The following is a 12,041-nucleotide window of genomic DNA, read 5'->3' on the forward strand; positions in this document are numbered from 1 at the left end:
CGATGACCTTTATTGGTCTAAGTATATAGTATATAAAATATGGACAATATTATTCAGCTATTGTTTGTTGTACCTTTTCTTTTCTGTTGAAGATATCGTAGATGATTGGGAATACCAACAATGTCAATATCGTCGCTGAGATTAATCCGCCAATGATGACGATCGCCAAAGGTTTCTGTGATTCCGAACCTATACCGGTCGATAATGCAGCCGGCAACAGCCCGATGGAAGCCATGAGTGCCGTCATGACCACAGGTCGTGTTCGCGATTTTACACCTTTATAAATCGATTGGTCATTGGGTAGGCCATCCTTCTTATTCTGGTGGAATTCTGAGATCAGGATAACACCATTCTGGATACAGATCCCGAATAATGCGATCATACCTACCCCTGCCGAGATTCCAAAATTCATACCCGTCACGTGCAAGGCGATAATTCCACCGATCAGTGCAAAAGGAACGTTGGCCAACACGAGCAGCGAATCCTTGATATTTCCGAATAGAATAAACAATAGAAAGAAGATGACGATCAAACTGATCGGTACAACCTGTGCTAGGCGGTGTGTCGCACGCTGCTGATTTTCAAATTGTCCAGTCCAGCCAATAGAATATCCTTCCGGAAGCTTAATTTTACTTACTTTTTGTTGTGCTTCAGCTATGGTGCTTCCTAAGTCACGGTCACGGATGGAAAATTTGATGCCGATATAACGTTTGATGTTGTCGCGATAGATAAAAGCAGCACCATTATCTTTTTCAATGGTCGCGATACTTTTCAACGGAATTAATGTGCCATCACCACATGGAACCATCAGCTGTGCAATATCCTTTTCTGTTTTCCGATATTCGGGCGCATAACGCAGTCGAATGTTGAATTTGCGCTCACCATCGTATAAAATGGAAGCGGTCTTTCCGCCAAAGGCCATTTCCAGTACCGCCTGTGCATCTGCTGGCAGGACATTGAATGCCGCCATACGGGTCCGATCCAATACCACACTAACTTCAGGTTGGCCGATATTTAAGATGATACCAGGTTCTTTAATACCTTGAATACCTTTGACCTGTGCATAAACTTCTTTCGCCAGGCGGTCTAAGGTCGCGAGGTTATCGCCAAAGATCTTGATGCCGTTTTCGGCCTTGAAACCAGCAACGGCTTCGGCAACATTATCCGAGATAGGCTGCGAATAGTTATAGGTGATCCCCTGGAATTGTTTGAGTTTATGGTCCATCTCTTCAATCAGCTGATCCATGGTGATTTTACGTGTCCATTCCTCTTTAGGTTTTAGGGCCACAGCAAACTGAACAAAGCCAAACCCATTGGGGTCGGTACCGTCGTTGCTTCGTCCAGTTTGGGAAAGTACGCCGGTGACCTCAGGAAAGGTTTCCAAAGTGCTCTTTAACAGTTTGGTTGTTTTAACCGATTCACGTAATGAAGTACTCATGGGCATCTCGGCAGTAACCCAAAGGGAACCTTCATTTAATGTCGGTAAAAACTCTGTCCCTAAAAATTTTGCAGAAAACAAGATTGCAGCTAGTAAAGTAATTGCAATGATCATACTCAGACGCTTGTTTCGGAATGTAAATCCAAAACCTTTGGCGACAATTCTATTCCAGAATTCAACAAATGGATTGTGGCGTTCTTTCACATTTTTATTGAGCAGAATATGCGATAAAGCCGGAACGAGTGTCAAGGTAAACAGTAATGCACCCAGCAAAGCAAAACCCAGGGTAAAGGCTAGTGGCGAAAACATCTTTCCTTCTACTTTTTGGAAGGAGAATATGGGCATCAAGGAGGTGATGATAATCAGCTTGGAGAAAAAGATTGCTTTTCCCAAACCTGTTCCTGTCTGTTTGATCCAGCCGGCTTTGGCCATTTTGTTGAATTTCTCCATACCCAGCTTATGAGCCTGGTGATCCAACATGACAAATATCCCTTCCACCATGACCACGGCACCGTCGATGATAATACCAAAGTCTACTGCACCCAAAGACAACAGGTTGGCGCTCATGCCAGCTAGTTTAAGACATAGAAAAGCAAAAAGTAAGGCGAGGGGTATAATGATAGAAACGATGACCGTCGTGCGCCAGTCTGCCATAAAGAGCAATACCATCAAGGTGACGAGGACAATACCTTCAATCAAGTTGTGCATAACGGTATGGGTCGTGAAATCCATGAGATTGTCACGGTCATAGAAGGTTTGCATTTTGACATCTTTGGGAAGGATTTTGTTGTTGAGCTCGTCTATTTTCGCTTTTACAGCGGTCAGGACCTCTCTTGGATTTTCGCCTTTCCGCATCACGATGGTTCCTGCTACCACATCATCATTCTTACCAAAACCAGCTTGGCCCACCCGAGGCATTGCGCTTTCTCTTACCTCGGCTACATTTTTAACAAAGACCGGATTTCCCTTTTGGTTGATTACCGTGATGTTTTCGATATCATTGATCGAGTTGACCAAACCAATACCGCGTACGACGTAGGACTGGCCACTTTTTTCGATGACATCTCCACCGACGTTCAGGTTACTTTTGCTGACAGCATCAAATACCTGTAACGGGGTCAGATTAAATTTGTCGAGTTTGATGGGGTCGGTACTTATTTCGTAAACCAAATCCTGTCCACCAAAAACGTTGATATCGGCTACACCAGGGACACCACGCAAAGCGCGGTCAATGACCCAGGTCTGCAAAGTAAGGAGGTCGCGCGAATTGCGTTGATCGCTATGCAATGTATAACGGAAGATTTCGCCTGTAGGGCCGTAGGGGGGCTGTACTTCAGGGTCTACATTGTCTGGCAGGCTCACAGACCGCATGAGGTTGTTGACCTGATTGCGGGCAAAAGTGTCGTCGACACCATCATCAAAGATGATTTTAACAATAGAAAGGCCAAACATGGTGGTGCTCCGTATGCTAGTTCTCTTTTGGACTGGACTCATGCCCAGTTCGATTGGTGTCGTTACGAAGCGTTCGACTTCCTCCGCACTCCTTCCGTTCCACTGGGTAATGATGGATATTTGTGTATTGGTCACATCGGGAAATGCCTCAATGGGCATGCTTTTAAAGCTAATGAAACCAGCAATAGCCAAAATACCGACCCAAATAAAGGTAAACGCTTTATTTTTAATGGAAAAGGCGATGATATTTTTAATGAATTTGTTCATTCGTGTAAATGCTAAGACCGATTAATTATTCAATGCTCTATAGATCAAAAGTTTATTGTTGACAACAACTTTTTCACCTTCCTGTAGCCCCGTAGCCATGTAAGTTGTTCCTTCGTTTTGTTTGATCGGCAATATTTCGCGAATCTTAATATCATTTTGGGATTTATAGATCAATACGAAATATTTGTTTTGATCGAAAATGACCGCATCAGAAGGAACTGCAAGCGCTTCCGTATTGGAGCGATGCAACACTTTAATGGTCGCTTTACTATCCGGAATAAGTAAACCATCCTTATTGTCTAGCACCACGCGTGCCTGCATTGAATTCGTTTGGGGATCGATGATCTTAAAGATTTTATCAATACTGCCCTGGAATTTTTTGTCCGGGTAGCTCAGGGTAGACACAATAGCCGGCATGCCCATACTAATCTTGTCGATATCCGTTTCGTTGACGTTAAGAATTGCCCATACATCTTTTGTATTGGCCACATCAAAGATGTTGTCGCTGCGGTCACTACGCAACTGCATGTCCTTATTGATGTTCTTTTGGACGATGTAGCCATCGATTGGAGATACGACCGAATAAATATTACCTGTACGCACATTGTAGATCTGACTGACGGCCTCTGAACGACGTAGTTGCTCTTTGGCTTTGGTTAATTGCCCCTTTGCTTCCATCATGTCTTTGTCTGTACTCAGTTTACCATTATACATGTCTTCGGCCACACGGTAGTTTTTCTCGGCGAGTAACACATCGGTTCTGGCATCGGAAAGATCCTTTTGTATACCGGCAACTTCCGTACTTCTGATTGTTGCCAATACCTGACCTTTATGGACATAATCACCCAGAGAAACATTAACGGAGACCACATTCCCCCCAACGAGCGGGAAAATATCAATGTAATTGTTTTGATCGGCCGATATCTTTCCAAAGAAGTTGAGTTCTTCGGTCACATTTTCTTTTTTTACCGTAGCAAAACTTGTCGATTTAAGCATCGTCTCACTAATTTCGAAACCTTTGACAATGGCTGCATTATCTGTTTCTTTATGATTTTGGCAAGAGTAAAGTAGTACTACTGCCACAGCGGCTATAAGAAGTTTTTTAGTTGACATGAGTTGAATTAAATATAGAAGTTTGAGCCAGGTAGTTTAATTGTTCGGCGTTGAGAATGATTTCCTTTTTCATATCGTATAGCTTAAGAATGGATATGCGATAGCTGTCCATAAAATCCGTGAACTCAACTAGAGAAATATTCCCTTTTTTAAAATTATTGAATATGCCATCATAGACCACAGCGATGTTATGCAGGTCGTCTGGTGTGATAGTAAAATATTGGGTATATTGATTTTCCCAGGACTGATAGTTGGAACGGATCTGTGATTCCAGCAGCTGCCGTTGGACTTCAATATTTTTCTTTGCCTCTTCTTCGGCGTATTTCGCTTTGATCACATTTCCTTTATTTTGTTTCCACAACGGGATCGGAATGGCGGCTGTGAAATTGAGCTCATTGCGGAATACACCTCCATTTTGGCTGTAGGAAAGGCCAAGGTTGATATCCGGTGTGTTTAAAGACTGTTGCCATCTGGTAAATAACTGTGCGCTTTCCGAGGTCTTCAAGGCAAATTGATAATCAGCATTGTTTTCCAAGGCCAATTGATAGATTTTGTCCAAAGCCATTGTTGGCTTTACGGCAAGTTCCTGATCTGCTTCTTGATCTGTTAACTTCGGTAATACATCTTCCTGACTGGAAATAAGCACACGTAATTGTTGCTGTAGATTGATGCTATTATTGATCGCTGTCGTTTTTTCGTTGTTGAGATCGATGGCCATTGTTTGAAGACGAACCTGATCTTTTAAAGAAACGTTTCCTTTTTTTCCTTGCTCTTTATAAGCCGCAAGCAGATTGTTGAGGTAATCCAACTGAATTTTAATATCGGCCAACTTATGTTGCTCAAAGTAAAGGGAGTAGAAGGTTGTACGCAGTTGCGCACGAAGGCTTGCCAGTAATTGACTGAATTGCAACTTAGCAAGTTCAACATTTGATTTAGCAAATTCAACTTCATTCTTCTTTTTTCCACCGAGATAAATCAATTGGGATACGCTTGCTTCCTTGGATTGACCAATATGAAATGCTTTTTTGTTCTGTGGGTCGTAAGCATTGGCCGATAGCTGCAATTGTGGTAGATCCCATATTTTGGCTTGTATGACGTCAGCCTCGGCTTGGCTGATATCATATTGCTGTGCGAGTAGGGAGAGATTACTTTTAATAAAGGCTTCTTCGCATTCTTGAAGCGTCATCTTTTTTCCCGAGATCTCACTTTGCTTTATTCCAAATGTACTTTCATGAATGCTCAAGTAATCTGCCTGTGGTGGTTTTTGTTGAGCAAAAGCCATGCTATTGCAAAGCAATAAAAATATAAGGGGTGTCTTTGTCATGTGTTTCAAAACTTATGTAACAAAATAACTGGTCGAAGATTAAAGACCCCTTAATAAATGCTTAAAAAAAGCTTAAAAAAGCATGTTTTTCAGATCGGCGGATAGCTATGGATAGGTATAATAATATATGCGTTTATTGCTCATAGACTTGACATTGTCTACCGCACTTAAGCAACTATACTTCCCGGTTAGGAAACAATTTAAATAGTAATACAAAAGTATGCGTAGATTGTTTTAGGTCCGCCTGATATGCTATTGTTGCTTGATGCGACTGCATGATACGCTGAACGATACGTAGTCCTAAGCCCGATCCTGTTGTTTCACTCGCGTTTTCACCGCGGCTGAACGCATCGAAAATCCGCTTTTGGTCGATTGTGCTCAAGGCCGGACCAGTATTGCTGACAAGTACCTTGAGTTCGAAGGTTGATTCTACAATCATCACCTTTACCTCCCTGGTATCGGAGTAGAGCGCGGCATTTTTAAATAAATTCACAAAAGCAATTTCAATCAATTGTGCGGAACAGAAAATACTAAGTTTTGGGTCTTCGATCCCACCGATTGAAAAATCCAGTTGCAGGTCGGGGAATACCTTGGCTACTTTTTCATAAGCCATAAAGATAATTTCATCGATCCGCTCTTCCTTATAGGTCATTTTCAAACGCTCAGAGTCGAACTTTGAAAGTAACATCAGCGAATCGGTTACCTCCGAAAGATGTAAGGTTTCTTTGGATATGTTACGCAAAACCTGCTTTACGTCTTCACTCAGCTGATTTTGATGATAGAGGTTCTCCAGCTGAAAGGACATTCGGGCAAGCGGTGTGCGCAGTTCGTGTGAGGCGCTGGAATTAAATTCTTTCTGCGATTCGAAAGCAGCCGAAAGCCGCAGCAGCATGGTATTAAATGCTCGGGTCAGTACAGCAATCTCATCGGTATGACCGGTATACTCGACAGGTTTGGTAAGTTTACTGGCATTAATCTGTGTAATATTATCTTTTAATTTATCGAGCGGGATCAACAGGCGCTGGATGAGGTTATAACTAAATACCCAGACCAGAACAGCGCTCAGGACAAATAATATCGTTAGGACGAGCGCTAGATGGTCCATTTTTTCATTTCCGGAGTAATCCTGTGCTTTTACGATAATATAATAGGGTAAACCGTTGATGCGATAATATTTGGCCAGCGTTTCATATTGGTCCTGATTGTAGAAGATCTGTTTTTCCTGATTTAGCCGATTGACAATCGAAGCATTCCAGGTAATGGTCTGATCCTTTACGGTACTGAAGACGAGCTGTTTGTTTTTGTCGAGGATGATAACATCTTCATAGAAAAGGCCATCTTCGTCATCGTGAAAATAGTTTTTGTAAGACTGGCGGTTGAAATAGGGGTTACTGGCGATATAATGGGAAATATTGTCCAATTTATCAATCAGTCGCTGCCGAAATTGATCTTTCCGAAAATCGAAACTAGCATAGTAGATAATCAACATCGCCATACCGAAAAGCACGGAGAATGCAATACTAAAGCTAATCGCTATTTTCTTCTTTAAATTCATTTTTCTGCCGCTAGGTAATAACCAAAGCCCGGTCTTGTATGGATCAGTTTATTCTCAAAGTTTTTATCAATCTTCTTACGCAAAAAGTTGATATAGACTTCAATTGTATTCTGTGTTGTCTGAAATTGATTTTGCCATACTTCCTCCGATATATGTTGCTTGGACAAGGTGCGACCCTTTGCCTGTGCTAAGATAAGCAGCAGTTGAAATTCTTTTTGAGTAAGATTAATTTCTTCATTTGCACGTAATACTCGGGCCTCATCAGGATAAATGATCAGATCATCGACTACCAAGGTTTTTGTTTCATTGCTTTCGCTATGTTGTTGCCGACGTAATAGGGAATAGATGCGCATCAACAATTCATCTAAGACGAAAGGTTTAACCAAATAGTCATCAGCAGCCCGGAGAAATGCCTCCTTTTTATCATCTATATCATCGTATGCCGAGAGAATAATAATTGGTGTAAAGGCGTCATGGCTTCTTATCTTTTTACAGATTTCCAATCCATTGATTTTGGGGACATTGATATCCAATAGATAAAAACCATATTTCTTCTGGTGTGTTTTGGCCAAAAAATCAATTCCATCAAAGGCTTGATCACAGGTAAAGCCCTGGCTTAATAGAAAAGATCGGATCTCTTTAGAGAGTACCTTGTCGTCTTCGAGCAGCAAAATGTCCACCATATTTATATCTGTTGTCTTTTCGTAAAAATAAACAAATTTTTGTCATCCAATCAAGGAGATGTTTTCTTCGTACTTAATTTGGTAACATAAGATTTACACGAAGAAATATGAAACAAAAAGAAATCTAAGTAGATTCAAATCGAAATTATAAATAAGTGTTATGGAAACCAGAAGAGAATTCCTACGAAAGACCCTACTATTTTCAGGAGCAGCAGGTATTGCCAGCTTCATGCCCGCATCGATCCAGAAAGCCTTTGCCATAGACCCTGACCCTGGAAGTAGTTTTTTAGATGCCGAACACATCGTCATCCTGATGCAGGAGAACCGATCCTTTGATCATACGCTAGGTAGTCTTTCGGGAGTCCGGGGTTTCAATGATCCGCGTTCGATACGTTTACCCAACGGTTTACCCGTATGGTATCAAACGGACAAAGAGGGAAAAACGTATGCTCCTTTTCGATTAAATCTGAAGGAAAGTAAAGTGACCTGGATGGGTTCGCTTCCACATAGTCGTGCAAGCCAGGTGGATGCCTTTAACCAAGGTCGTTACGATCATTGGCTGTTATCGAAGCAATCAGGGAATAAACAATATGCGGCTATGCCCTTAACATTGGGGTATTTTACACGTGAAGATTTGCCCTTTCATTATGCCTTAGCAGATGCTTTTACCGTATGTGATCAGAATTTTTGCTCGGGCATGACCAGCACTACGCCTAACCGTTCCTTTTTCTGGACGGGTAAGATTACAGAGATGAAAGATGGTCTGCAAAAAGCGAATATTCGGAATGATGACTTTGGCTATGGTAAAATGACCTGGGAAACTTTTCCGGAATTGCTTGAAAAGAATGGCATTAACTGGCGTTTTTATCAAAATGAGACAAGCTGTGGCGGCGGGTTTTCCGGACAGGAAAGGGCATGGCTATCCAATTTTGGGTGTAATCTACTGGAGTTTTTTCAGGCTTATCAAGTTAAATTTAAGGATAACTATATCAGAAGCCTGGAAACACAGGTTCGGGATTTGCCCATGCAGATATCCAAGTTGGAAGAGAAGTCTCCTTCTTCCGAGGAACAAGCCGAAAAGATACGCGCTGATATTCGCAAAAAAAGTGAGGCACTGGAGCGAGCGGAGACCGAACTAAAGGAATACAATCCAAACAATTATAAAAAGCTAAGTGATTTTACGAAATCATTAAATGAGCGAGCGTTTACGGTAAACAAGGGGGACAATAATTACAGATCGCTTGATACCTTACGTTTTAAGGCACAGGGGAAAAAAAGCACGCTGGAAGTCCCTAAAGGAGATATTCTTTATCAATTTCGGAAAGACGTTGATACTGGTAAATTGCCTGCCGTATCCTGGTTGGCCGGTCCGCAGAATTTCTCGGACCACCCGAGTGCGCCCTGGTATGGAGCTTGGTATGTATCTGAAGTTTTAGATATCTTAACGAAGAACCCCGAGGTTTGGAAAAAAACAATTTTTATCATTACCTATGATGAAAACGATGGTTACTATGATCATGTTAAACCTTTCCTTGTACCTGATTTAAAGAAGAAAGATACAGGGGCCTGTTCTCCTGGGATCGATACGGAGGTGGAGATGGTTCGTTTAGAAAATGAGCTAAAACAGGGGATTCCTAAAAAGCAGGCACGCGAAGGCGCTGTGGGCCTAGGTTTTCGTGTTCCCATGTATATTGCGTCGCCTTGGTCACGAGGTGGTAAGGTCTGCTCTCAGTTATTTGATCATACATCTACTTTGCAATTTTTGGAATCTTTCTTTAACAAAAAGCTGAACAAGAATATACATTTGGAAAACATCAGTGCATGGCGTAGAACAATCTGTGGTGATTTGACAACCGCTTTTACACCTTTTACTCAGCAAAAGGAACAACTCCCTTTTCTTGATCGGAATCAATATATCGAAACAATATACAATGCGCAGTTCAAAGATGATCCGCGAGGCTTTGTTGAGGTCAAAGATCCTGATCTTGCGACTAAAAGCGGATGGATTCCGGGATTTGACCGTATACAGGAACGGGGCATTCGTAAATCCCTGCCATTGCCTTATGCGCATGATGCGGTGGGCTGTGTGAAAGACGGACAGTTTTATCTAACAATGACTGTAGACGACAAGTTTTTCGGAAAAAGGACAGCCGGTACAGCCTTCAACGTTTATAGTCCGTTGGAATATCGTGATGAACAGGGGCAAAGTGAAACCTTTCGTAATTGGAATTTTGCGGTGAAGGCCGGTGATCGTTTGGCATATCAGTGGGACCTGGCAAGATTTGTAGGAGATCGCTATGCTTTTGAATTGCATGGACCAAATGGTTTTTATCGAAAATTTTCGGGAGAAAAAGGAGCAGCAGCACTAGAGGCTACCGTTTCTCCGGAACTGAAAGCGCTAACTCAGGCAGCGACAGGGAAATTGCAGTTGAGAATCAGGAACAAGAGCGACCAGCGGATAACGGTAGTTGTCGAGAGCCTTAGCTATGGAAAATATGCAACAACGAAAGAAATAGCTCCCGCCGAAGAAGTTCCATTGACCCTGGATGTTGAAAGTCAAGGAAATTGGTATGATATTGCTGTACGAATCAAGGGAGACAGCAGCTTCGTCATTCAGCTCGCAGGGCGCTTGGAAACAGGTGTTGCGTGTACAACTGATCCATTATTAGCATAATCTGTACTGTTTCAGCAGGGATGGCGGTCAATTCTTATTGAATGGGTTCCCTGCTGTTGCTATATATCGTCAATAGTATCCGCTTGACCTTATTTACACGCGAACAAATAAGGTCTCCGGATAGTTTGTTTCTATATAACGACGAAGATACAACTCCGTGTCCGTACTTATAGTGTGGTCTTTATGAACGGGGAATGTATTGTAAACCAAGGTATGTAGATTGATCTTGCGCTTGGTGATCGCTTCCAGACTAAGTAAGGTATGATTGATACTCCCTAATTTTCCAGAGGTGACAAAAATAAGCGGATACTGCATTTCTTGGATGTAATCGATAATCAGATAATCTTCTCTTAATGGAACCATCAACCCACCAGCACCCTCAATAAGAACAGCGTCGTAGCGTTGGCTTAATGTTAAGCTAGCCTGTCTGATCTTTTTAAAGTCAATTTCACGATTATCTAGACGTGCTGCTAGATGAGGGGAGGCGGGGTAGGTGAAAATCTCCGGCATCGTAATTTTCTGGTGATCTTCTGCTGTTAATGGGATTTCCATGAGTTGGCGATGGAGGACGATGTCTTCGGAAATAGTTGTATTTCCAGTTTGTACAAGCTTTTGGGTAATGGTGCGTATACCGCTTGTATTCCATTGTTTCGCGAGGAGGCCAGTTGCATAACTTTTTCCGATCCCGGTATCTATGCCGGAAACAAAATAGATATTTTCATTCATTGCTGTATTTCTCTTGTAGGTTGTTCGATTGTTTGTAATTCGAGTGCTCAGCTGTTGCTTTTTATTGCTATAATATAGATGGGATGGTAGGTTAGGGACACGCCCTCTTCTGTCCCATAGTCAGATGTATACTTAGCACAGAAAGCCCGAAGTGTGCCTTTTGTCCACCGGTGATTTTTTATTCCCGTTACCCCCGTTTGCTTCAGGTGAACAAGAACTTGTAGTGGGCTTTCAAAGTGTAGTTTTAAATGTTCTTCTTGTGCAACGAGGATCTTATAATTCAACGCTAAAAGTTCTGTGATAAGTTCCGATTTAGATCGATATGTTAGTCCAACATGTGCCGTTGCATTGATCTCGTGCATATTGTCATGTCCAAAAGTGCTGAAGGCAAGGATACCGGAATCCAGAAGGGATCCATAGCATCTTTCAAAGAAAGCGCGAGGATTGTTGAACCACTGAATCGTAGAACAGGACGCGATTAGATTGATGTCTTTGGGAAAAGCATAAGTTTCTGCATCAGCACAGATGAACGTGTGCGATGCTGTCAAAATATCCATTACTTCGGGCATCATTGCTGGACAGATATCATTTAAAACCATTTTTTTAGGTTTGATATGCTGTAGGATTAACCGCGAAAAAAGCCCTGTTCCGCAGCCAATTTCCAATACTTTTTGGGGTCTTAGCTGTATGTTCTCCTGCATCAACCTGATCATTTTTTTTGCTATTTCGTATTGGGCGATCGCTGCCGACTGATAGTTAGATGCCGCTTTAGCGAAACGGGACCTAATCCTTTGTTTGTCCATCATGAT

Annotated in this window: 8 protein-coding genes; 1 reads left to right on the forward strand and 7 read right to left on the reverse strand. The window is 42.1% G+C overall.

Annotated features, from left to right (window positions below; all coding sequences use genetic code 11):
* Positions 1–49 precede the first annotated feature (49 nt).
* The 5 genes from B4Z47_RS07825 to B4Z47_RS07845 form a co-directional block, all read right to left on the reverse strand.
* Complete coding sequence (locus B4Z47_RS07825; protein WP_070562864.1) at positions 50–3,157, reverse strand: efflux RND transporter permease subunit; 3,108 nt, start codon at positions 3,155–3,157, stop codon at positions 50–52.
* 21 nt (positions 3,158–3,178) lie between these two features.
* Entirely contained in the window at positions 3,179–4,240 is a 1,062-nt protein-coding gene (locus tag B4Z47_RS07830; protein WP_201638577.1) for an efflux RND transporter periplasmic adaptor subunit, read from the reverse strand.
* A 19-nt stretch (positions 4,241–4,259) separates the two neighbouring features.
* Positions 4,260–5,594 (reverse strand): TolC family protein, encoded by a 1,335-nt coding sequence (locus tag B4Z47_RS07835; protein WP_201303578.1) that lies wholly within the window; start codon positions 5,592–5,594, stop codon positions 4,260–4,262.
* Positions 5,595–5,769: 175 nt separating this feature from the next.
* Complete coding sequence (locus tag B4Z47_RS07840) at positions 5,770–7,149, reverse strand: HAMP domain-containing sensor histidine kinase (protein WP_115046722.1); 1,380 nt, start codon at positions 7,147–7,149, stop codon at positions 5,770–5,772.
* Positions 7,146–7,832: a response regulator transcription factor gene (locus B4Z47_RS07845; protein WP_201303577.1), complete on the reverse strand. Its 687-nt coding sequence runs from the start codon at positions 7,830–7,832 to the stop codon at positions 7,146–7,148. Before B4Z47_RS07845 ends, B4Z47_RS07840 begins: the two co-directional genes overlap by 4 nt.
* A 160-nt stretch (positions 7,833–7,992) precedes the next feature.
* On the opposite strand from B4Z47_RS07845, the gene B4Z47_RS07850 reads away from it, so the two are divergent.
* Positions 7,993–10,506, forward strand: coding sequence for a phosphocholine-specific phospholipase C (locus tag B4Z47_RS07850; protein ID WP_115046723.1), 2,514 nt, complete (start codon positions 7,993–7,995; stop codon positions 10,504–10,506).
* Between the two features lie 93 nt (positions 10,507–10,599).
* Here B4Z47_RS07850 and bioD read toward each other — a convergent pair whose 3' ends face one another.
* Positions 10,600–11,232, reverse strand: coding sequence for a dethiobiotin synthase (gene bioD, locus B4Z47_RS07855; protein WP_115046750.1), 633 nt, complete (start codon positions 11,230–11,232; stop codon positions 10,600–10,602).
* Positions 11,233–11,279: 47 nt separating this feature from the next.
* Complete coding sequence (bioC, locus tag B4Z47_RS07860; protein WP_201303576.1) at positions 11,280–12,038, reverse strand: malonyl-ACP O-methyltransferase BioC; 759 nt, start codon at positions 12,036–12,038, stop codon at positions 11,280–11,282.
* Positions 12,039–12,041: the final 3 nt, after the last annotated feature.

This window comes from Sphingobacterium sp. UBA2610, from assembly GCF_002339225.1.
Lineage (GTDB): Bacteria > Bacteroidota > Bacteroidia > Sphingobacteriales > Sphingobacteriaceae > Sphingobacterium > Sphingobacterium multivorum.

Bases quoted from the DNA above. Each gene is read 5' to 3' on its own strand.
- B4Z47_RS07825 (WP_070562864.1), bottom strand. From the start codon at position 3,157: ATGAACAAATTCATTAAAAATATCATCGCCTTTTCCATTAAAAATAAA.
- B4Z47_RS07835 (WP_201303578.1), bottom strand. From the start codon at position 5,594: ATGACAAAGACACCCCTTATATTTTTATTGCTTTGCAATAGCATGGCT.
- B4Z47_RS07840 (WP_115046722.1), bottom strand. From the start codon at position 7,149: ATGAATTTAAAGAAGAAAATAGCGATTAGCTTTAGTATTGCATTCTCC.
- B4Z47_RS07845 (WP_201303577.1), bottom strand. From the start codon at position 7,832: ATGGTGGACATTTTGCTGCTCGAAGACGACAAGGTACTCTCTAAAGAG.
- B4Z47_RS07850 (WP_115046723.1), top strand. From the start codon at position 7,993: ATGGAAACCAGAAGAGAATTCCTACGAAAGACCCTACTATTTTCAGGA.
- bioD (WP_115046750.1), bottom strand. From the start codon at position 11,232: ATGAATGAAAATATCTATTTTGTTTCCGGCATAGATACCGGGATCGGA.
- bioC (WP_201303576.1), bottom strand. From the start codon at position 12,038: ATGATGGACAAACAAAGGATTAGGTCCCGTTTCGCTAAAGCGGCATCT.